The sequence below is a fragment of the Bacillus cereus group sp. N11 genome (assembly GCF_016483605.1).
GTDB classification, from domain to species: Bacteria; Bacillota; Bacilli; order Bacillales; family Bacillaceae_G; genus Bacillus_A; species Bacillus_A toyonensis.
The window spans coordinates 199,595-223,188 of sequence record NZ_JAEHBN010000003.1 but is presented as its reverse complement, the minus strand read 5'-3'; the positions used below and the strand labels follow the sequence as shown (position 1 = coordinate 223,188).

Here is a 23,594-nt window from a genome sequence, read left to right as displayed (position 1 = left end):
TTAATCATATAAGGGGGAATGCAGAGAGTGAGTGAGAAAATTTATTCTATTGCTTCCCCTTCTTTATGTACGAAAAAGAAGAGTCATGTTGTTTCGATTCCTTTGGGATCAACAATGAAGAAAACATATAGTCTCTCGCTTTCTGTTTTAAATCCTTTTGTAAAAAATGCGAATAATTTTCCAGTCAGTTTGCCACCATATTCAAGATTCAAAGCTGTTAAGGAAGAAGATGCTGGGGTATTTGCAACCAAAATAGTAAAGGGAAAAGGTATATTAACAGACCTTGTTGTAGAGGCAATAAGGCAAGTTGAGGTGACTGCTAATATTGCTAAAGTGGATATTGCAAACCTAATGCGGAGTATCAACATGGAACTGTTAAGCATACAGGATTCTAAACCGCTTAAAGAAATTCTTGCAGATGTTCATTACTATCAGAAAGCAATGCAACATGACCGAACTTTTGATATGGAACATATGGAAGGGAACAATGGAAGCAGATTAGATACAAAGTATGCAGATGTAACAGAAATGTCTAGTACAGATCGTAAGATATATAAAGCAGGTAATATGCTCCCAATTGAGCAAGAGAGAGTAAAACAGAAATTACGAGAATTTGCAACCAATGTAGATGAAATACCGAGATGGGTACAGGTTGCACGTATTTTATATGGCGAAGGATTTTATGAAACAATATTGACTGAAAGAAGAGAAAAAGAAATATGTAGTACTGTAGTTAGAAATGTGGATCATGTAGAGATTAGCCAAAAAGAATTACCTGTACAAGATATAAGTGATTTTGAGCTTTATAATAACTTGCCAAGAGAAGTAACTACTTCTTATGAGGAATTTGATTTATTTACTGATACAGGAATTCCGGTTTATATGCCAGATTATGATTTGTTTGCTCGTAAACAAAGAGAAATACAGACTCGTAATATAAATTACAATACAGCGAATAGAAATGCCATTCAGCGAAATGGTGAAATGAATTATTTTGAATTTGTAAATAGAAAAGCACTGAAGGTAGATGGAAGATTTATTAATATAGAAGATTTAGAGCGTAAAAAGTTAGAACTTCAAACTAATGAATATGATGTGTCATTTGCGGACCGCATAATACAAGACATATATACATATGGTGGCCATGTATATAATAACGCTCAAAAACTATTAATAGAATATGATTCAGCTCACATAGAAATGAATGACATGAACCATATAACGCATGAATATGAAAGTAAATTCATAAGTGAATATGAGTTATTGGAAAGACAGTACCATTCTAATGAGGCAAATTTAGTAGAAACATTGATGGTATCAAATCAGAATCATTTGTACGCGGATTATAATCTTCCAGAAATGATACAGAGTGATGTGCTCACAAAAGAAGTAGAAGTAAAATTAGCTGAAAACGAACAAGTTAATAAGAAAACGAAACATGTATGGACTGAATATATACACCATGAGGAAATGGACCTAATACATAAACAATTATTGGGGATTATTCAAGATAACTATGAATTTGCTAGTAGACAAATCAAAAAATTGACCGGATTTTATGAGGAATTTGATCTGTTTAATAGTTTAGGAATCCCAGTTTATATGCCAGACTATGATTTATTTGGTCGTGTACAGAGAGAACTACAAGCGAAACAAATAACAGTTAATTCAGCTAAAAGAGACATACGTTCAGTATATGGTAATGTTCGTGATACGGATCTAGCAGATAGAAGCATGCAAGAGAAAGAGGGAGTCTTTTTTGATGTAGCTGCTATAGATAGAAAAGTATTACAAATGGAAGTGAATGTACCTTCTTATGAACTTTCTAATCGAGTTATAGATGAACAAGAAGCAATAGGAATATATGGATATGAACATTTTAATCGAGTAAATGGACAGTATCATACTGCCCAAGCGGATATATCTTCCATGAATCGGATTCTAGGTGAAATAGAAACTCCATTTACAAATGTCTATGAATTAGCAAAGCGCGACTTTCATGAGTTGTTAGTAGAGAATGATAGAATAGCGGATTCGGTATTGTATAATCGATTGTTCATAAGTAAAGAAAGTAATGAACCAATAACAAGTGAAAGAGTTAAAGTCGATATTGAAACAGAATGTATTAGCCCTGTAGAGTTTACAAAGCAAGAACAATTGATAGCACATAATGAAGAAGGATATGACCTTGTTAATAGACGCGTAAAAGAACTGGATTCTCGTTACGAAGAATTTGATCTTTTTGATTTAATAGGAACTCCAGTTTACTTACCGGAGTATGATTTATTCGCAAGGATTCAAAGGGAATTACTAACGAATATAGAGACAGCTGAAATAGCTAATAGAGAAAATAATATAGAAGCAGAAATTAATACGGTTGATTCGATTGGTAATTTAGTGAAAGAAGTAGCAACTAATATAATTGATAGTACTGATATAGGACATATTGAGAAAGAGTTACAAACTAGTATTGAACAATATGAAACTGCAACGAATGATAGGAATTGGTATGCAGAAAGTACTATATCTGATCCGATGACAAAGCGAGTGCCAGAAATAGATACGCATATAATCGCTACTAATCAACTAGAGAGAATAATAAAAGAACGTAATACAAATGTAATTAAGGATGAAGAATTAGAACGACTTACGAAACAACTCATAATGAAAATTAAGCATTTTGATGATATGCGACAAATTAATAATGAGTACGAGTCAAATATTTTTGAAACAGACGAATGGCAAAGAAAATTAGATAATAAAGCATCAATACATGAATATGATATAAGTGAATTTGAAAGAGAACTAGCTAGTGAAGAAATCCGTACAACTTTAACGAATAAGTACAATACTTTTAATACTACTATTGGTCACATAGAACAATCCAGCCGAACAGTAGACAGCGAAAGTATACTTGTTGAAAGTGATACTTTTGTATTAGAAAAAGAACTAGAAGCATCGTATGAAGAGTTTGATCTATTCGAAGGATTAGGAATTACAGTTTACTTACCAGATTATGATTTGTTTGCAAGAATCCAAAGAGAATTACAAACAAATATAGATACGTATGAAATAATGAATAAAGAAAATGAAACAAGAGCAGAAATTAGTTCATTCTATCAGTTTGGTAATGTCTTGCAAGAAGTTGATGCGACTGTTGCAACGATAGATAATGTAAAAGTCGTAAAAGAATTAGCTGCAAAAATAATCGATAAAGAGAATTTTAAGATCATTGAAAGAGAGTTACAGATTAGTATTGAACAATATGAAACCGCAATGAATGATCGAAACTGGTATGTAAAGAATATTACATCTGTCCCAATGAAAAAGCTTATGAAAGAGGCAGAGGCAAATATAGTAGTCACGGATCAATTTCATAAAGATGTAAGAGAATTTAATACAAATGTAGTGAAGAATGAAAAATTAGAACGTACAGTACGAAATGTAATGATGAATATTGTGGAATTGAAGGATATGCATCGGAAGTCAATTGAAGGGGCTTCAAATATTCATGAGCTATATGAATGGGAAAGAAAATCAAATCATAAAGCATCCATAAATACATACCGTGTGTTTGAAAATGTAAGAGAATTATCTAGTATAGAGATCCAAACAACTCCAGTGAATAGAAGAAATCTCGTTCATACTAATATAGATGAAATAGAACAATTTAATCGCATTTTAGACAACGAAAGTATACTTGTTGAAAACGATACGTTTAAATTAGAAAATATCTTTCAGGCAGAAGAACCGGTTGAGTTTGAGGAAAGCGATAAATTAATCGAAGAAGAACCAAAAATATGGTTGAAACATAGCCGGGAATCTTGGTGGAATAATTGGAATTGGAAGAAGACGAGATAATAAAGTAGAGTGCTAGATTAGCTTTTGTTTAATTATATGATATTGAATATTCGTATTTCATGAAATTATGTAATTTTAAAAATTGAACTGCTAGAGCTGTTGTAAAAGTAAAAGCTTAAGCAGTTCAATTGAATATTAAATGTTTTTTAGTAAGTAAATTAGTTCCTTTCTGTTATGCATGAAATATTTAAATTTATTGATCCATCAAGCTGATAGTACAAATAGTTAGGGCGTAGTAATTGCTACTGATGGAGCAATTGAAATTATTTTAAGATAAAAATGGAGAGGTGATATGATGGTGAGAGTATTAACTCAGCCCGAACCAGGGTGGCAGCGTATTGATGATAGCGATAGGAATATTATCTTTGAAGGAGAAAATTGGCTTAGTGGATATTCTAAATATTCTGATGATTATTCGAAAACATTCCACTATAAAGAGTCTAGTCACCCATCAAACCTAGTATATATTAAATTTTCTTTCGTAGGTACTAAACTTCGTATTATTGGACTTGCCAATAATGGTGGTTATGATAGCTATGCAACAATCACTATTGATGGTAATCCTGAGAGATTAGATTACTATGCATGGGAGGGGAAAAGGCAAGCTGTTATATATGAGAAAATAAATCTTAATAAAGGGCCGCATACAGTAACGATTCGAGGTATATACTTAAATCTTGATGCAATTGATATCGATTCTGATGGTTATGTATTTACACCAAAAAAAGTAGGGGAGATATTAGATAAACCTGATCCTGGTTGGAATCGTTTCGATGATGCTGATTCATTAATTAAGTATGGTGATGGTGCTTGGAATAGAGTAACTGATAATAGGTACTATAATAGTACAGTGGTATATTCTCTTACCAAATCAGTTGTAGAATTTTCGTTTAAGGGTACAGGTGTCAGACTTGTTTCTAAAAGTGTTAATTTAGGTTATGGTCCTGTAGATATAAAGATCGACGGTGTCAAAGAATCATACAATCCAGTACTAGGTTCAGATAACTGGAAAGTTCTACTTTACAATAAAGAAGGTCTAAAAAATGAAGTTCATTCAGTTAAACTTGAGGGTCTTGAAGGAATTATAATGGATGCTATTGACGTTCTTGATGGAGAATTAGTGAAAACTGCCAAAGTAGGTGACGTTCTGCTTCAACCTGAAGATGGTTGGAAACGAATTGATGATACAGATGTAAATATTAAGTATTCAGGTAATTGGACGTTAATAGACAATTTTTCTGACTACCATAATTCTACCGCTCGATTTAAGCATGCAAAGCAAAGTTCGGTTGACAATAGTGCTATGTCTGTAACATTCAAGTTTAAAGGAACTAAACTTCGAGTTATCGGTGTTTCTAATAACACTTACGATAGGGAAGCTCAAATAATTATTGATGGTAAACCTGAAACAATTAGCTTTTATGCTGATAGAGATGTTTCACCGAGTAGAGTACTATTATTTGATAAGCAAGGTTTAACTGATGAAATTCATACTGTTGAGTTAAAGGGTGTATTCATGCACCTAGATGCTATTGATATTGATGAAACTGGGTCAATGGTACCACCTCCTAAAGTAGGTGATGTGTTACTTCAACCTGAAGCAGGATGGAAACGCATTGATGACACTGATTCAAATATTCAGTATACCGGTAATTGGTCATTAATAGATAATCAACCTCTTGCCTATAATTCTACAATACGATTTAAAAATTCTAAAACTCCAGAACCTGTTGACAATAGTGCTATGTCACTTACATTCAGGTTTAAAGGGACCAAGCTTCGAGTTATTGGTGTTTCTAATAACACGTATGATAAAGATGCTCAAATAATAATTGATGGTAAGTCAGAAACGATTAGCTTCTACGCTGATAGAGATATTTCATCCCATAGAACTCTATTATTTGATAAGCAAGGTTTAACTGATGAAATTCATACTGTTGAGTTAAAAGGTGTATTTATGGTTCTAGATGCATTTGATATTGATGAAAATGGATCAATGGTACCACCTGCTAAAGTAGGAGACATTCTATTACTACCTGAACCAGGATGGACTCGTGTTGATGATACAAATCCGCTAATTCATTACAGAGGTGATTACTGGTCTTTAACTAAGGACGGAGGGTATGAAGGCGGATACAATAAAACGGCAACCTTTAGAGTTCCAGACTACCCGAACAGGACATTAGGGACAGTAGAGTTTTCTTTTAAAGGTACCGGTCTTCGTGTCATTTCAGCAACCTACTCCGAAAGTTCTTGGGAGGATGTTTCCATTGAAATTGACGGTGTGACTGAGAAATATAAGGTTAACACTACAACTGATCGGGCCAAGACTCAGTATCAGGTTATACTATACGAGAAAAACTTACCCGACAGCGTTCATAAAGTAAAACTTTCAGGTACTCAATGTACATTCGATGCTTTTGATATAAAAGGAGGAGAATTAGTAGAAACTCCTACTAACCTACGTGATGTATTATTCGATCCTCAACCTGGTTGGCGACGAATTGACGATACAGATAGTAATATTGAATACAATGGTGTATGGGCAACAAGCGATGCTGATGGTAGATGCTACAACAAAACCATTCATTATAAACATGCAAGTTCAAACATCCCACCTGATTCTAACCCAGTTTCTATAAAATTTAACTTTACAGGGACAAAGCTTAGAATTATTGGAATTGGGTTATCTGAGTATGAATCTGGCGCTAAAATTCTAATTGACGGAGTAGAAGAAACTATCAATTTCTTTAGACCCTCAGGTTTAACTGCTATCTACCAGTCGTTAATATACGAAAAGTTAGGTTTATCAAATAAATTGCATACTGTTGAAATAAAAGGTAAATTTATAAATCTCGATGCTATTGACATTGATGAATCTGGTTCAATTGGAGGTAAGCCATCAGTTAAGATCGGGGACCAACTGTTACAACCTGAAGATGGTTGGAAACGAGTTGATGATACTGACTCGTTACTTAAATACCAGGGTACTTGGGAAAAGGGGACAAATAATTCTTGGTATAACGGTTCTTGGCATTATGTCCCATCTAAAGACTCTACTGGTGCAGTTGAATTTAATTTCTACGGAACTCAACTTAGAATTATTTCTCTCTTAGATGCAGCAGCAGACCATCCAGATGATGTAACAATTACAATTGACGGTGTAACTGAGCAGTATAGTCAAGTATCACCTGTTAGGGTATATAAAGGACTTGCTTATGAAAAGTTAGGTTTAACTAAAGAGTTGCATAAAGTTAGAATTCAGTGTGGAACAAAGAATATTCTTTATCGACTTTGCTTAGATGCAATTGATATCGATCATGATGGTTATATTGAAAAACCGCCTATAACAGTTGGAGATTTCTTAGCTACACCAGAATCAGGTTGGCAACGTTTTACGAAGGAGAATATGTATTTCGATTATACCGGTGGCATGGATTACCAAAATCAAACACCACCTATCAAGTACTCGTTCGATAAAATTCAGTTTAGATTCTTCGGTACAAAATTTAGATTGATTTATTCGTCTAACTTAGGATCAAATGAAGAACAACTTGGTTACGTATTAATTGACGGAGTGAAGTATCCTGTTAATATGTTCCCTGTATCTGGACCAGCTAAAATTGCTTGTGAAGTACTTAACCTAGATGAAGGATATCACGTGGTAACAGTCAACGGTGGAACTCATGAGGGTTGGGACCCTCAATTTATTGGTGTTGATATCGACGCTACTGGACACATTGATAGACTACCTGTAAGTATTGGTGATGTTTCTACTTATCCAAACTATGGATGGAAACGTTATGATGACAACTCCACATACATTCAATATGATGCTAACTGGAGTAAAAACGTAGCCTATAACGGTGCTTATGGCGGAAAAAGTACTTGTGCTAAAAAGGGTAAAAATGCAAGTATGGTATTCAGATTTAAAGGTACTAAGTTACGACTCATTGTTGGTTGTGCTACTAATCAATATTATTCAGATAGAATCAGAGTGAAAATTGATGACTTACCGGAAGAGTATTTTGATGCTATTGCACCACAAGATACAAACCAAGTCTTGAAATATGAGAAACTCGGTTTAGAAGATATTGAGCACGATGTAACGGTAACAGTTATTACAACTCAACCCGGTGCTTTAGAATATGATTTCCGAATGGATGCTATTGATATTGATGACACTGGTACTCTTGTTTCACGACCTGGTGTAGGTACTGTTCTTACAGAGCCTGAAAAAGGTTGGAAACGGATTGATGATACTGATCCATTAATTCGTTATATCGGTAACTGGAAACTAGCCACGGGTAATGATAAGCACTACAACAAGACAACTCATTACAATCTCGACAAGAAACTTGATACGAGTTTCGAATTTGAGTTCGTAGGTACTAAATTTAGACTTCTAGCTTATGGCGACAGTGGTTACGATGCAACTTCTAAAGTATTTATTGATGGTAAAGAAGAAACTATGGTTTACAATAGTCCTTCAGGTAACCAAGTCATACGTTACGAGAAAATAGGTTTAGATCGTGGCAAACATACTGTAAAAGTGATTGGTAAAGCTATGTCATTAGATTCCATTGACATTGACGCTGACGGATACTTACTTGCTAGATTAGGTGACAAGTTAGGTGAGCCGGAACCTGGTTGGGTACGTTTCGATGATACTCATAAGAATATTGAATACAACGGTTTCTGGAAAACAACTGAAGCTGATGTTAGTTGCTACAATAATACTCATCATTGGAAGAGTAAGGAGGACAATAACGATAGCACCATATCAGCTAGATTTTTATTCAAGGGTACCAAGTTCCGATTAATTAGTATGACAAGTCCATCTTATCCGGAAGACATTGAATTGAAAATTGATGGCCAAAAGGAAATCCTTAAACTTTCAGAAGAAGGTATGCAATACCAAACACTTGCATATGAAAAGGAAAACCTTGAAGATATGATTCACGTTATTGAGTTGTCAGGGAAATACATCAGTATCGATGCTATTGACTTAGAAGAAGGTGCAACACTATTAAAACTACCTGATGAGAAATTGAAACCATATCAAATAAGAAGTGGTTTAATCTTTAAGGATGATTTTGATACGTTCGATTCCAGATGGATTGCATCTCCTGTCGGTAGCTATTCTTTAATTGATCGAAAAGGATATTTTAGAATGCTACACAATGTTTCGCGTGACACATTATTACTTGCAGACCTTCCAAATGAGAAAGAATTTGCATTTGAAGTATCTGCTGATTATACGCCAACCCATGAAGATGACAAAGGCGGTATTATCGTTTGGAAAAACGGTGAGGAGAATATCGAGTTCTTAGAAACAGAAGATGGTACTCGAGAAACAACTGAATTGAAGTGGATGGCGTGCAAAGATAATGAAGATTGGACGTTTTTTTCTGATTATGGCGAAGGTTTTAATTTTTACGACTCAGATAGAATGAACTGTAGTAAGTTTGGTGTTGTATTAAAAAAAGGATCGAATTCAAAATTTGTAAATCTTGATATTGATTCCATTATTGCTACAAAAGGAAGAAAGTTAACCATTGCTAATATAGCGCCGAATATAAGTGTGCAGATGGAAAATGAATTTGGGGGAATTATTTTCAATGGAAATACAGGGTATAACACTGGTATTCAAATTACTCTCCCGTCACTAGAATTTACAGGTAAAGTTATTTTGACAAATGTAGAAGGTAAAGAATTGGGTGTTATTAAGACTACATTTTATGGTGGAGATGTATATGGATTCGGATCTAATTTAGAAATTAAATTTTCAGGTGAGGAGCTTTCAACATTAGCACAAACTCGATTGCCAGATATGATATCAGGGAAATCAGAAATTATGCTAGAACTTGTGAATCCTTCAGTTGCACGAGCGAATAATGTGAATTTAAGTATTGCTCAATATGAAGATAAATTTGGATGGTCATGGGCGGATCTTGCGTTAGACAGTAATGGTAAACCAGGTCAATATCAAGATAGTATCAATATTCCTTATGTAAATCCGGAAAAAACAATAAAGTTTTGGTTAAAAGTAACAAAGGGAACAGATTATGTTGGGCTTGCTCCATTACAATTTCAAATACATCTTGAGCATGAGTAGTTGGAGGTGAAGAGTTGGGAACATCAATGGTCGTAAATCGATATTATAAGCAAGAAGAACAAACAGAAAATATTCTTCCAAAGCTTATCGAAAAAAAAGTAAAGGTTGAGATCAATAGTAATGAAAAGAAGTATATACCTATTGAACTAGGTATAAACAAGTATGAACTTAGGACAATCTTTATTGAAAATACAGCAAATAATGATTATGAGTGTACAATTTTTGATAAACAAAAAGATGGACAAATTCAGTACAGCAGTATTAAAGAAAAAAGAACATACGATATAATCAATATTCCTTGTGACGATAAAGATCAAACAAAGTCTTGTCACCTATTTATTGAAAATTTCAGTAATGTACCTTCTTTGTATACTGTGGTATTAAAAGTAACGACATTAATTTAGAGGTGAAATTAAATGACTAAGGCTATTTTTACTAAAGGAACGTGTAAAAAGTTTGAACTATTTGATATATTTGTTCAAGTAGCTTTAAATGGAGGATGGAAATTGAAGGAAGGGAGTAATTTAACGGACGACCAAATATGTCTTTATACAGATGGTTACAATGGAGATAAGCATATGGCTGTTCATCTCACTTGTTACGATTCTAACTATTCTCCATATAATATAAGAACAACTGATTATACTGACGGCTCCATGAGAATGGGAACAATGCAGTCTAACAACACTGTTTTCTATTCACAAGACGGAATGTCTTCGTTTTGCTTTTTTCCAGGAAGAACAGCTAATCAGGATACAAATACAAGCTATGCAAGGCAATATAATAAGCTGTTTGATATGGAGTACTATTACTATGTCGATAAAGAGGTTATTATTTTTTTAGTTGTCCCCTTTAAATACACTGGTTTAGGAAATGGACTTATATTTTTAGGTTTTCCTGAACAATCTTTCGTTGAAGAAAGTAAAAGAAACGAAAATAAGTCTTATTCTGGTGCTGTATATGCTAATAGTGGATACTGCGGTAATGTAATTGGTTCTTATCGTTTACGAGTGGCAGATAATCCTAAAAATTTACTCGAAGTTCCTGGTAAGAACACCATTGCTCAAGGTACGTATAGTTTGGTTTCGCCCTTATCGCCTAATATAGATAAAAAGTTCGTATTAAGTGAGGTATTCTATGGTGATAGTACGACAGGGATGAGAGGGAGATTAGGAAAAATATATCTTCTTCAACAAGGAGGTATTCTTGATGGCGATATAATTGAAATTAAAGTTAATAATGAAATTCAAAAATATAGATATACAGTTTTGGGTGGTGCTAGTAGTAATTATACATCATTTGTAACTAATGCAGCAGCAATTAGAGTAGAGTGAGGTTCTTAGTTTATGGATATTATTTATAAAAAAGGTTTTTGTAAACGAGCGGAGTTATTTGACGTTTTTGTTAGTAAATTTGTGGAAGGTGGATGGGAAATTCTTGAAGATGCAAGTAACCATAAAGATTATCGGGTTGTTTTGCATTCTAAAGGTAGTTTAGGAAATACTCCAATGTATTTAGCTTTATATTTTTATGCAGGGTCCAATGGCATTGGTAACAATTCCTACAATATTAAAACTACAAGATATTCAAATGCAATTTTTGAGTTTTATAAGGAATGGGACTTTGAAAATAAAACTAATAAGTCATCTGCTATTTCAGGTTATGGCAGATTGAACTTTATTAATTCTATACCAAGTTATAGTATTTCAGGCTCAATAACAACGGGCACTGAATTACCAGTAGAATATTATTATTACTGTGACTTAGACAGGATGATATTTGTCACAATACCCGATTCAGATAAATTTAAACAAGACAATTCTAAAGTAATTATATCACCTGTTGTTAATTTTTTCGGGATACCTGAAGAAACATATTTGAAAGAAAAAAACGATCCATATTATTCATGTGTAATTAATGCATCGAGTAGCTCAGGTTATTATGATGATAGTTATAAATATTTAATTTTAAATAAACCTGCAGCGCTTTTAGATGTCCCATTAGGATATCAAATGTCATTTAGTCAGTTCGTAGGGTGGTCTTCTCCTTCTGATGGTGGTTCAGGTTCAGGCCCTATGATGCTAACAGATTTCTATTTAGATGATCCTCAAACAGGCCTAAGGGGTAAACTAGGATTTATATACTCATTTATATCAAATGGGAGAATAACAACAGATGATACAATTGAAGTGGAAAGTGAAAATGGTATTCAGGTGTATAAGCCTTTATGGACAGCATCTAATTATTGGTCTAGTGATTCAAATAGCAAGTTCACAAATTCATTTGGGGAAAAATCCACAGCTCTAGCTATAAGAATTGGGTGATTGTGCGATATGGTTATATTTAAAGGATTTATATTAAATAAAGGTTGTCAGCAAACAGGTATTCGCAGGGTAAATGTAGGAAAAGGAAGTAGAATAGTAGATCTAATGGGTCCTATGGATGGAGAAAGGGTATCCAATATAGGAAAAGGAAGTAGAATAGTAGATCTAATAGGTCCTATGGATGGAGAAAGGGTATCCAATATAGGAAAAGGAAGTAGAATAGTAAATCTAGTAGGCCATATGGGTGGAGAAAGAGTTCCAAACGTAGGGCAAGCGAATTATATGCCAAGTCTGTTTGTAACCGGAGGTGTTCGAATTCCAGCTACAACATTTAAAGGGGATTTTCTACAAAATCAGTATATACCGGAAGAGGAAATTCGTAATCAAGCACTACCAAGAAAAGAACCATTAGAATCACCATGGAAAAAGCGAACGTATAGCAAAAAGAATTTGAATTAAAACAATAGCGTGCCAAAGCAGGCTTTTTTATTTTGCTTTGAAATGTAAAAAGGGGGGTGAAAGTTTGGAACGAATTCATGAGCTTGTAAAAACATTAAATGTACTGGATGTTATTAATACCACCCAATTTAAAGTTGCTTCTGTAATTAGTGGGGGATTGGGAACTATATTTAATTTTTTATATGGTAAATCTAATTTAATTTGGATTATCATTTTGGTATGGGTAGTTGTATTAGATTGGATAACTGGTAGTAAGGCTTCAAAATTAGATGGTACGTATTCATCACAATATGGAATTGAGGGCATTGCACGAACTGTGGTTCTTTTTTTATTGCCTTCTTTAGCGCATTTATTTGATATTGCATTTAAACTACCAGAGTTTTTCTTTTTTATGGTAACGGGTGGTTTAATTTATCATATTTTTAATAGCTTTACAGCAAATTGTGTACGGATTAGCTGGGATAAATGGATCCCTACTTGGTTGTTAGAAAGTGTATCTTCTGAAATTGAGGCGAAAATTAGAAGATCAAAATCTAGAAAAGAAAAAAATTAAATAAAGACAAATATAAAAAATGATAGCAAAAGGAGCAGTCTCAATTGAGGTGCTCTTTTTGTTTATGCAAATATTAAAGGGGAAAATACGAAATGAAAAAATTATTGAAACAATGTAGCGCGTTATTTATCATGTGTATTATTTTATTTTCTTTTTCTGCAAGTGCTTTTGCAGATAGAGAAATGATTATTCCAGATTTACCTAAGCAAGGATACAGATATGGTGTGGGTGCATATGAGGGAGTAGTAGCACATTCCACAGCGACACCAGAAGCACCTGCTATCAATATTAGAAATTATGAAGCTAGAACATGGAGAAATGCATTCGTTCATTATGCAACGGATTGGGATGAAACAATTCAAATCGCTTCTACTAAATATCGTGCATGGGGTGCAGGTCCAGCGGCAAATGCTAGATTTGTACATGTAGAACTTTCTGAGACTAGTGACCCAATTAAATTCAAAAAATCGTATGAAAGATATGTAAAGTTACTTGCGAAAATTTTAAAAGATAGAAATATCCATCCGAGTGTTGGATTATGGACTCATAAAGATATCACATACAAATTAGGCGGTACAGATCATGAGGATCCACAGGGGTATCTTGCTTCACATGGTGTATCAGAAGCTCAATTCCGTTCTGATGTTTTAAAGGCGTATAATGGTCATTCTGTCACTGTGGAAGTAAAACCACAACAACCATCTGAAAGTGTAACGGATGTAACAGGGGTAGCTTATATCGATGGTTTAAATGTAAATCTTCGATCTGGACCATCCACAAACAATGATGTCATTCGTAAGCTACAAAAGGGTGAATCATATAAAGTCTGGGGTAAAGTAGGAAACTGGTTAAATCTTGGAGGGAATCAGTGGGTTTATAACGATTCATCATACATTCGCTATAAAGAAGAATCTTCATCTGTGGAAGGAAAACGTGTAGTCTCTAAAGTGAATGACTTACGATTCTATTCAAAAGCTTCCTGGGCTGATAGAGATGTTGTAGGAACTGTCGGTGAAGGTTTAGGATTCACTATCATTGATAAAGTCTCTGTAAATGGTTCGCAGCAGTATAAAGTGAAGAATAGTAGAGGTAATGTGTTTTATATTACAGCTAGTTTTTATTATGTATATGTGAAGTAGTGAGTAATGGAAAAGAAGGATTTAATAGGAGTATTGAATCCTTCTTTTTAAGATCTAGTTAAAAAGTTCCTGCAGTACGTTCTGTTAAATATTTAGTATCTAAATAACCTAGGTCTTGAACATGTTGATGTAACTTCTGAAGTAAGCGCTCATCTTTACATAAAATACTAATATCAAAACCATCAACTATACTTAATAAAAATTCACAATCACTAGTAATAAAATCTGATGCTGTTCTTATCCATGTTGGGCTGTTCTTTTTCATATCAGGAAAAGCACACATTGTTAAGAAGACTAAAAAGTATTTTTTGTTTATTAAAGTTTGTTTTAACTTATTTTCAGTTATGAAACGTTCGTCGCCGAGTAATTGTTCAAATGTAAAGTTACCATCAGAGTCTTTTAGGTATATTTCGGCAGTATCTATTTGCCAAATGAAATTGTTAGAATTAAAAAGTTCTAGTAATTTTAATATGGACAAATTAAAGTTTTCATCTTCTGGAGCATGAAAATGTATTCCTATATTCATTGTATGCTAGTCTCCCTTTATTTATATTATTTAAAGAAATTGCCGGCTCTTAATCGAGTCGGCTTTTTTTGTTTTAACCAATATTTTCTTGAAAACCCCTTCTAAAAGCACGTTATTATCATATAAGAGTCAAATATTTTAAGTCTTTTAAGACTGATTCCCCGGTTGCTGTGAAATAGAAAAATAATAGACTATATTCTGAGGGAATCTAGAATGTAGTCTATCATTATAGATTTTAAAACATTAATTCAGGGATTTTTAATTGATTTTTAAGTAAGTTCCAAGTCTCATCTAGTATGGGTTTTGGTGGTATGTAAATAATTGTTCCATCTCGACCCCTTGTTAAAATAACTCTATATGCATTGAGTTTAATTTGGAACGGATCTTCGACACCCCATTGATAGTGCTGCCCCTTCCAAGCCCCATTCTGTAGATAAAGATCATCATCCCAATGAACGAGCACCATATCTAGTTCAAGTCCTTGTGTTTGAAATTCAGTTGAGCTGTAGTTGAGGTTTTTACAATAGTATTGAGACCCTGGATAGTTAAAGTGTTGAGCAATCTTATTAGGTCTTTCATATCGTTCATCTCGTGGTAAAACAGGGACTTCTTTTTGACGATCAGCGCCACCAGCACAGACGATACCAATTGTTTTTGTATCATCCTGATAAAGCTGATTTAAAGTGATTTTTGCTTTGTCTAAATCACGCGTAATAAAAAGCTGATAATGTTCCTTTGGTAGGTTATGAATAAGCTGTTTCGTTTGTTCAAAACTATCATTTAATATAGTATTAATAATTTCATAGTGTTTTAAAGCTGCATGAGCACGGAAAGATGAGTTTAAATGTAGCTTTCAAGGTCTTCAACGTGGAAAATACGACGAGTGACATCGCGGTCTTATTCCGGAAAAACCTAGCCCTAGAGAAAAGTTTATCCAAAACGTTACGCATATTATGAAGGTCTATAAAAAACCATTCTAAAACATTGAAGGACCTGTGTGTGCAGCTCCTTTTTCCCTTCTCCAATTCTTGATGTTGAAGACAGCGCAGAGAACTTATAGGAGAATTACGGATTGGATAAGAATTTTGATTAAAGATCCTAGGGTCAATTTTAAAAAAACTGCATGCTAAAACATGTCTTTTTCCTATAATGAATGGTGTCAATAACTTTTCACCGCAAAACGCTATAGCTTATGATATAATATATCGTGGTTAGTTGTACAATTACGAGGTGATTCTAAATGGAGTTAAGCGAAGTGATTAAAAAAGTACGTTTGGAGCTGTGTTTGTCTCAAGAGGGACTTGCTCGTGAGCTTCATGTTGGTTTTACATCTGTGAATCGATGGGAGAATAATCATACAAAGCCGAATCAAATTGCTCGACATGCCTTAATCAAGCTTTGTAAAAATAAAAATGTAAACACTGAATTGATTGAGTTGCTTGTGAAGGCGAAATAGATATTATGTAGTTTTGGAAAAGGGCTTAGGGAATTTCTATTCTATAATATGAGGAGATATGATATGAAAGCTGAAAGGGAAATAGAAACCGCTTTTATAGAAAAGCTTAGGAACTTAAAATACATATATCGTGAGGATATTAGAGATAAAGCTTCGCTTGAAGCTAATTTCAAAGAACATTTTGAAAGACTGAATCGTGTAAAGTTAAGCAATTCTGAATTTGAGCGCCTCAGAGATAGTATTATCACTGCAGACGTATTCACTGCTGCAAGGACTTTACGAGAAATTAACACTTTTAAGCGTGATGATGACACGCCGCTGCAATACACCCTTGTTAATATAAAAGACTGGTGTAAAAATGAATTTGAAGTGATAAACCAACTACGCATAAACACAGATAACAGTAATCATCGTTATGATGTTATTATCCTCATCAATGGGGTTCCTGTTGTTCAGGTTGAACTGAAGTCACTGCAAATCACACCTAAAAAAGCTATGGAGCAAATTGTAGAATATAAAAACGACCAAGGCAATGGTTATACAAACTCGCTGCTTTGCTTTATGCAGCTTTTTATTGTGAGCAATGAGAGTAACACATATTATTTTGCCAACAATCACAAGGAGCACTTTTGTTTTAATGCAGACGAGCGCTTTTTGCCAATTTATCAGATGGCAGATGAGGACAATAACAAAATCACCCATCTACATGATTTTTCTGACAACTTTTTGCCAAAATGCACTCTCGGGCAATTAATAAGCCGTTACATGGTACTTGTTGTAAGTGAGCAGAAATTGATGATTATGCGTCCTTATCAGATTTACGCTGTTAAGGCAATAATGGACTGTATCGATCAGAATCGTGGTAACGGATATATATGGCATACTACCGGAAGTGGAAAAACACTTACATCGTTTAAGACATCAACCCTATTGAAGGACAATCCTGAAATTGAGAAGTGTTTATTCGTCGTTGATAGAAAAGACCTAGATAGACAAACTCGATTGGAGTTTAATAAATTTCAAGAAGGCTGCGTTGAAGAGAATACGAACACAGAAAGTTTAGTTAAACGACTTACTTCGGATGATTACCGTGACAAAGTTATTGTTACCACAATTCAGAAGCTTGGGCTCGCTCTTAATGAAGATAGCAAGCGTAACCAAGAGAAAAAGAAAAGGGGCGAACCGACCTACAAAGATCGCTTGGCACAGCTCATCGATAAACGTATTGCTATTATTTTTGATGAATGCCATCGCTCACAATTTGGCGATAATCATGAAGCAATTAAAAACTTTTTCCCGAAAGCGCAGCTTTTCGGCTTTACCGGAACACCAATATTTGAAGAAAATGCAACATATAAACAAATTGATGGAACGGTTGGTTCTTATATCACAACAAAAGATGTTTTCGAAAAAGAACTACATGCCTATACCATAACTAATGCCATTGATGACCGCAATGTGCTTCGCTTTCACATCGATTATTTTAAGCCAGAAGATGTCAAAAAAGCAGCAAAAGCCTCTGACACTGTAAGTAAAAAAGCGATTGTCGAAGCAATATTAGCAAAACATGATGCGGCTACTAATGGTAGACGATACAATGCGATTTTCGCCACAGCTTCTATCAACGATGCAATAGAATACTTTGAGATCTTCAAATCGTTACAAGAGGAACGAAAAAAGAATGAGGGCGCAAGCTTTAAGTCGTTAAATATTGCCTGTGTTTTCTCTCCACCGGCTGAAGGAAACAAAGATGTTAAGCAGTTACAAGAAGACCTACAGCAAGAAAAGGCCGATAATGAACAAGAGCCCGATAAGAAAAAGGCAGCACTTAAAAGCATCATTGATGACTACAACTTGCAGTACGGCACAAATCACAGCATAAACGATTTCGACTTATACTATCAAGATGTGCAAAAACGTATTAAAGACCAAAAGTACCCAAATTCTGACTATCCGCAGGTAAACAAAATTGATATAACTATTGTGGTGGATATGCTTTTAACAGGATTCGATTCAAAGTATCTAAACACCTTGTACGTTGATAAAAACTTAAAGCAACATGGCTTAATCCAAGCATTTTCAAGAACAAACCGTGTTTTGAACGATACAAAGCCTTACGGAAATATTCTTGATTTTAGAGGGCAAGAAAAAGATGTAGATGAAGCAATTGCCCTGTTTTCTGGAAAAGAAAACAGTAATAGGGCAAAAGAAATTTGGCTTGTTGACCCCGCTCCTGTTGTGGTTGAAAAGCTGGATAAAGCAGTTGCCGATCTTGAGAAATTTATGGAATCACAAGGGTTAGAATGTAAGCCAGAGCGAGTAAGCAACCTTAAGGGCGACGCCGCACGAGGTGAATTTATCAATAAATTTAAGGAAGTGCAGCGACTTAAAACACAGCTTGATCAATATACAGATATCAAAGAAGAACAAGAGGCAAAAATTGAAGAACTGTTGCCGGAAGACACTTTGCGTGCGTTCCGTGGTGTCTATATTGAAACTGCCCAAATGTTAAAAGCACAGCAGGGCAAAGATATTAGGGATAAAGATCCGGTGATTGAACAGATTGATTTTGAGTTCGTTCTATTTTCCTCTGCAATTATTGATTATGACTACATTATGTCTCTAATTTCGAGATATACACAACCCGATGTGCCTAAAAAAGAAAAAATGAGCCGTGAGCAGCTTATTAGTTTACTTTGTTCCAATTCAAATATGATGGAAGAACGTGAAGATATTATTGCTTATATCAGCACATTGGAATCTGGTAAAGGATTGGATGAAAAGGAAATAAAAGCTGGATACCAAAAATTCAAGGAAGAAAAAGCAGTAAAAGAAATGGAATCAATTGCAAACAAACATGGTATTGAACCTGTATCGTTGCAAGCCTTTATAGATGAAATTATAGGGCGTATGATTTTTGACGGTGAAAAATTAAGTGATTTGTTAGAGCCGCTGGAGCTTGGCTGGAGAGATAGGACTAAGAAGGAGCTGGAATTGATGGACGAATTAATACCGCTTTTTAAAAATCTTGCAGGCGGACGTGTGATTGTGGGGCTGAATGCATATGAATAGAAAAGAGAAAATGGCTTTGATACCAAAACTGAGGTTTCCGGAATTTGAAAAAAATGGCGCGATTAACTTTGAAAATGGAAATGTAATATTTGAATCAATCAGTAATAAAAATCATAACTCTGATCTTCCTGTTCTCGCTATAACTCAGGAACATGGCGCTATTCCAAGAGATCGGATTAATTATAATGTGTCTGTAACGAATAAGAGCCTTAAAAGTTACAAGGTTGTCGAGATAGGGGATTTTGTCATTAGTTTACGGTCTTTTCAAGGTGGCATAGAATATTCTTTGTATCATGGTATTTGCAGTCCAGCATACATTATTTTACGCAAAAAAATTCCAATAGTGGAACAATACTATAAGCATTATTTTAAAACAAATAAGTTTATACAAGACCTAAACAAAGACTTAGAAGGCATAAGAGATGGTAAGATGGTAAGCTATAGTCAATTTTCATCGATACTATTACCTAAACCAGAAAACAAAGAACAACAAAAGATTGCTGATTTCCTGTCCTCCCTTGATGACCTTATAACTGCAGAGGATAAAAAGCTTGAAGCTCTCAAAGTGAATAAAAAAGGATTAATGCAGAAGTTACTCCCTGCCGAAGGTAAAACTATGCCTGAGTGGAGATTTCCAGAGTTTAGGGGGTGTAGGGAGTGGGATATATACCTGATCAAGGATTTTGCAAAAGTTACTACTGGAAAAAAGGATACGCAAAATAAAGTTGATAATGGTAAATATCCGTTTTTTGTGAGATCTCAAGCCGTTGAGAAAATAGATTCATATACATTTGATTGTGAAGCAATTTTAACATCCGGTGACGGTGTTGGTGTAGGCAAAAACTTTCATTATATTAATGGAAAATTTGACTTTCATCAAAGAGTTTACTGCATATATGATTTTTCGAAATCGGCATTTGGCAAGTTTGTCTTTCAATATTTCTCTGAACACTTTAACAATAGAGTAATGAAGTTAAGTGCGAAAAATTCTGTTGATTCTGTTAGGAAGTCTATGATCACAGAAATGCCAATTACTATGCCAAACATAGCAGAACAACATAAAATATCCGATTGCCTTTCTAGCATAGATGATCTCATAACCGCACAAGCAGAAAAAGTTAAAACTCTGAAATTACACAAAAAAGGCTTGATGCAAGGACTGTTCCCTTCTATCGAGGAGGTGAGTGGATGAGTTCTCAATCGATAACTTCTTTTTCTGATTTAAATGCACTGGCGAACCATTTTAGAACGGTTCTCGATAGCAAGAAGTATGTTCTTCTTTTTGCATACAATGGTACAGGCAAAACAAGACTTTCAGGAGCGTTTAAAGACTTAGGGAAACATTCTATTCCTGAAAGTGAAGAAAAAACGCGAGATACATTATATTACAATGCTTTCACAGAAGATTTATTCACTTGGGATAACGACTTAGAGGGCGACACCAATAGACTGCTGTATATTAATAGAAATTCTCGTTTTTTTGATGGCTTAAGAGAGCTTGAAATGGAAAGTCGTATTCGTCCGTTTTTAAATCGATACGCTGATTTTGATTTTTCAATTGATTATCAAAATTGGACGATTAGTTTTTCGCGGGAAGTAAGAAAAGATGGCGGAACTGAAAACGTGGATAACATAAAGATTTCTCGTGGCGAAGAAAATATATTTGTATGGTGTTTTTTTCTGGCGGTTGTCCAATTAGTTGTTGACCAAGAACCAGCCTACAGTTGGGTTAGGCACATTTATATCGATGATCCCATTTCATCACTGGATGATAATAACGCCATAGCAGTAGCAAGCCACTTAGCGCAGATGCTAAAAAGCCAAGAGGATATTAAAGTAGTCATATCTTCACATCATTCGTTGTTTTTCAATGTAATGTATAATGAGTTTAAAAGGGCAAAAGGCAAGGACTATCACTTATTAAAGAATAAGGAAACAGACGAATACCTCATTCAAGAAACCAAAGATACTCCATTTTTCAACCATGTTGCATTAATAAAAGAGCTAAGCAAAGCAGCGAACACAGGTAGGCTCTATACTTATCACTTCAATATTTTGCGAAACATTCTTGAAAAGGCAGCATCGTTTCATGGATTCAAAGACTTCACCGAATGTATTAAACGCGATGAAGATGACCCGGATGGAATCACATTTGGAAGATATGTGAACATATTAAGTCATGGGAACTATTCGCTGTTTGAGCCTATTGAAATGGTTGAAGATAATAAAGAGGTTTTTAGAAAAATTTTAAGGGGTTACATGGAATTATACCGATTCAACCCTGAACTATTTACCGAAGAATAGGGGGCAAAACAATGAATGATACACAGCAAAAACAATTAGGCGCAACACTTTGGGGAATTGCTGACAAATTACGCGGGTCCATGAATGCTGATGACTTCCGTGATTATATGCTGTCTTTCCTCTTCCTGCGCTATCTTTCAGATAATTATGAAGAAGCGGCAAAGAAAGAACTTGGCAGCGATTATTTACAATGTGAAGAAGAAATAAAAAAAATCACAGTTGCTGCCAATCAGGATGATGTTATTAACGCATTAAAAGAACAGATAACAAACTATTTTAATAAACAGCAATTGGATAGCAAGGAAAAAAACTCAGTAATCGAGGAACATGAGGTGTTGTTGGAAAGCAAAAAGTTAACCCCTCTTGTTGTTTGGTATATCAACAATTTAGATCAAGTGGCTATGTTTGAAAAGCAAATGCGACGTAAGGTTCATTTTGTAATTAAGCCACAGTATCTCTGGAGTAATATATACGAATTGGCCCGCACACAAAATAAGTATCTTTTGAAAAACTTGCAAGCAGGCTTCAAATTTATAGAAAACGAATCCTTTGATAGCACGTTTCGCGGATTATTCTCTGAGGTTAACCTCGACTCTGATAAACTTGGAAAGAATTATGAATTACGCAATACAACGCTGTGCTCAATAATAACTGCTATTGCAGAAGGATTATCGGAGTTCCCCAATGAAAGTGACCTTTTAGGTGATGCGTATGAATACTTAATAGGGCAATTTGCGGCGGGCTCAGGTAAAAAAGCAGGAGAGTTTTATACTCCCCAGCAAATTTCAACCATCCTTTCTAGAATAGTTACACTTGATAGCCAAGACCCGAGCACAGGCAAAAAGGAGCAACTCAAAAACATACTTGACTTTGCGTGCGGTTCTGGCTCGCTTCTAATTAATGTTAGAAAGCAGCTTGGTGCTAATAGTATTGGTCAGATATACGGACAGGAAAAGAATATCACAACTTACAACCTTGCTCGTATGAATATGCTTTTACATGGGCTTAAAGATTCCGAGTTTAAAATATTTCACGGAGATTCACTGCTAAATGATTGGGACATACTCACTGAAATGAACCCAGCAAAAAAATTGAGATGTGATGCAGTAGTAGCCAATCCACCTTTCAGCTACCGCTGGGAGCCTAACGATACTCTGGCAGAGGATTTTCGCTTTAAAAGCTACGGCCTTGCACCAAAATCAGCAGCCGACTTTGCATTTTTACTTCATGGGTTTCACTTTTTAAGTGATGAGGGAACGATGGCAATCATCTTGCCTCATGGTGTTCTGTTCCGTGGTGGAGCAGAGGAGAAGATCAGAACAAAGCTACTCAAGGATGGGAATATTGACACAATTATTGGTTTGCCAGCTAACCTGTTTTTTTCAACAGGTATTCCGGTTTGTATTCTTGTGCTTAAAAAGTGCAAAAAATTTGATGACGTGCTGTTTATCAACGCAAGTGAGTACTACGACAGAGGTAAACGACAAAATGTCCTAATGCCAGAGCATATCGACAAAATAGTTGAAACATATAAATATCGAAAAGAGGATGACAAAAAATACTCTCGCCGTGTATCTATGGAAGAAATAGAAAAGAATGATTTCAACTTAAACATTTCAAGATATGTTAGCACGGTTGCGGAAGAAGAAACTATTGACCTTGCAGATGTGAAAAAAAATCTAGATGAAATCGAGGTTGCTATTAGCAAGGCAAAGGATAAGCATAATCAGTTCTTAAAAGAGCTTGGATTGCCTGAGTTATCTTAAAACGAGATGATTACGC

The 23,594-nt window shown here is 34.8% G+C and carries 14 protein-coding genes and 1 pseudogene; 13 read left to right on the top strand and 2 right to left on the bottom strand.

Annotated features, from left to right (window positions below):
* Positions 1-27: 27 nt before the first annotated feature.
* From JDS98_RS07035 to JDS98_RS07000, 8 genes are all read left to right on the top strand, one after another.
* Positions 28-3,861 (top strand): hypothetical protein, encoded by a 3,834-nt coding sequence (locus JDS98_RS07035; RefSeq protein ID WP_199633707.1) that lies wholly within the window; start codon positions 28-30, stop codon positions 3,859-3,861.
* Positions 3,862-4,153: 292 nt separating this feature from the next.
* Positions 4,154-9,979: a hypothetical protein gene (locus tag JDS98_RS07030; RefSeq protein ID WP_199633706.1), complete on the top strand. Its 5,826-nt coding sequence runs from the start codon at positions 4,154-4,156 to the stop codon at positions 9,977-9,979.
* 14 nt (positions 9,980-9,993) lie between these two features.
* Positions 9,994-10,383 (top strand): hypothetical protein, encoded by a 390-nt coding sequence (locus JDS98_RS07025; RefSeq protein WP_000537306.1) that lies wholly within the window; start codon positions 9,994-9,996, stop codon positions 10,381-10,383.
* A 12-nt stretch (positions 10,384-10,395) separates the two neighbouring features.
* Positions 10,396-11,313 (top strand): hypothetical protein, encoded by a 918-nt coding sequence (locus JDS98_RS07020; protein ID WP_000158697.1) that lies wholly within the window; start codon positions 10,396-10,398, stop codon positions 11,311-11,313.
* A gap of 12 nt (positions 11,314-11,325) precedes the next feature.
* On the top strand, positions 11,326-12,303 hold the full coding sequence (locus JDS98_RS07015; RefSeq protein WP_098912109.1) for a hypothetical protein: 978 nt from the start codon (positions 11,326-11,328) through the stop codon (positions 12,301-12,303).
* 9 nt (positions 12,304-12,312) lie between these two features.
* Positions 12,313-12,762: a hypothetical protein gene (locus JDS98_RS07010; RefSeq protein WP_098912110.1), complete on the top strand. Its 450-nt coding sequence runs from the start codon at positions 12,313-12,315 to the stop codon at positions 12,760-12,762.
* A 64-nt stretch (positions 12,763-12,826) separates the two neighbouring features.
* Positions 12,827-13,315: a phage holin family protein gene (locus JDS98_RS07005; RefSeq protein ID WP_000439592.1), complete on the top strand. Its 489-nt coding sequence runs from the start codon at positions 12,827-12,829 to the stop codon at positions 13,313-13,315.
* Positions 13,316-13,407: 92 nt separating this feature from the next.
* Positions 13,408-14,454 carry an N-acetylmuramoyl-L-alanine amidase gene (locus tag JDS98_RS07000; protein WP_199633705.1) on the top strand — a complete coding sequence of 349 codons (1,047 nt, stop codon included), beginning with the start codon at positions 13,408-13,410 and terminating at the stop codon, positions 14,452-14,454.
* 58 nt (positions 14,455-14,512) lie between these two features.
* Here JDS98_RS07000 and JDS98_RS06995 read toward each other — a convergent pair whose 3' ends face one another.
* Complete coding sequence (locus JDS98_RS06995) at positions 14,513-14,980, bottom strand: DUF2691 family protein (protein ID WP_199633704.1); 468 nt, start codon at positions 14,978-14,980, stop codon at positions 14,513-14,515.
* 235 nt (positions 14,981-15,215) lie between these two features.
* Positions 15,216-15,833 (bottom strand): annotated as a pseudogene (locus JDS98_RS06990) (DNA/RNA helicase domain-containing protein); the annotation flags it as partial.
* A 387-nt stretch (positions 15,834-16,220) separates the two neighbouring features.
* Here JDS98_RS06990 and JDS98_RS06985 point away from each other — a divergent pair.
* The 5 genes from JDS98_RS06985 to JDS98_RS06965 all read left to right on the top strand — a co-directional run bounded on the left by JDS98_RS06985 (position 16,221) and on the right by JDS98_RS06965 (position 23,578).
* Positions 16,221-16,436: a helix-turn-helix domain-containing protein gene (locus JDS98_RS06985; protein ID WP_097927381.1), complete on the top strand. Its 216-nt coding sequence runs from the start codon at positions 16,221-16,223 to the stop codon at positions 16,434-16,436.
* Positions 16,437-16,499: 63 nt separating this feature from the next.
* Entirely contained in the window at positions 16,500-19,508 is a 3,009-nt protein-coding gene (locus JDS98_RS06980; protein ID WP_199633703.1) for a type I restriction endonuclease subunit R, read from the top strand.
* The gene (locus JDS98_RS06975; protein WP_242480964.1) at positions 19,501-20,700 is read left to right on the top strand and encodes a restriction endonuclease subunit S; all 1,200 of its coding nucleotides are present in this window, start codon (positions 19,501-19,503) and stop codon (positions 20,698-20,700) included. The genes JDS98_RS06980 and JDS98_RS06975 overlap by 8 nt, the downstream gene beginning before the upstream one ends.
* Positions 20,697-21,812, top strand: coding sequence for an AAA family ATPase (locus JDS98_RS06970; protein WP_199633702.1), 1,116 nt, complete (start codon positions 20,697-20,699; stop codon positions 21,810-21,812). Before JDS98_RS06975 ends, JDS98_RS06970 begins: the two co-directional genes overlap by 4 nt.
* Before the next feature lie 11 nt (positions 21,813-21,823).
* Positions 21,824-23,578, top strand: coding sequence for a type I restriction-modification system subunit M (locus tag JDS98_RS06965; protein ID WP_199633701.1), 1,755 nt, complete (start codon positions 21,824-21,826; stop codon positions 23,576-23,578).
* The last annotated feature ends 16 nt before the right edge of the window (positions 23,579-23,594 follow it).

Excerpts from the sequence above, each read along its gene's own strand:
- JDS98_RS07030 (WP_199633706.1), top strand. The coding sequence starts at position 4,154 with ATGATGGTGAGAGTATTAACTCAGCCCGAACCAGGGTGGCAGCGTATT.
- JDS98_RS07020 (WP_000158697.1), top strand. The coding sequence starts at position 10,396 with ATGACTAAGGCTATTTTTACTAAAGGAACGTGTAAAAAGTTTGAACTA.
- JDS98_RS07015 (WP_098912109.1), top strand. The coding sequence starts at position 11,326 with ATGGATATTATTTATAAAAAAGGTTTTTGTAAACGAGCGGAGTTATTT.
- JDS98_RS07010 (WP_098912110.1), top strand. The coding sequence starts at position 12,313 with ATGGTTATATTTAAAGGATTTATATTAAATAAAGGTTGTCAGCAAACA.
- JDS98_RS07000 (WP_199633705.1), top strand. The coding sequence starts at position 13,408 with ATGAAAAAATTATTGAAACAATGTAGCGCGTTATTTATCATGTGTATT.
- JDS98_RS06995 (WP_199633704.1), bottom strand. The coding sequence starts at position 14,980 with ATGAATATAGGAATACATTTTCATGCTCCAGAAGATGAAAACTTTAAT.
- JDS98_RS06985 (WP_097927381.1), top strand. The coding sequence starts at position 16,221 with ATGGAGTTAAGCGAAGTGATTAAAAAAGTACGTTTGGAGCTGTGTTTG.
- JDS98_RS06980 (WP_199633703.1), top strand. The coding sequence starts at position 16,500 with ATGAAAGCTGAAAGGGAAATAGAAACCGCTTTTATAGAAAAGCTTAGG.
- JDS98_RS06975 (WP_242480964.1), top strand. The coding sequence starts at position 19,501 with ATGAATAGAAAAGAGAAAATGGCTTTGATACCAAAACTGAGGTTTCCG.
- JDS98_RS06970 (WP_199633702.1), top strand. The coding sequence starts at position 20,697 with ATGAGTTCTCAATCGATAACTTCTTTTTCTGATTTAAATGCACTGGCG.
- JDS98_RS06965 (WP_199633701.1), top strand. The coding sequence starts at position 21,824 with ATGAATGATACACAGCAAAAACAATTAGGCGCAACACTTTGGGGAATT.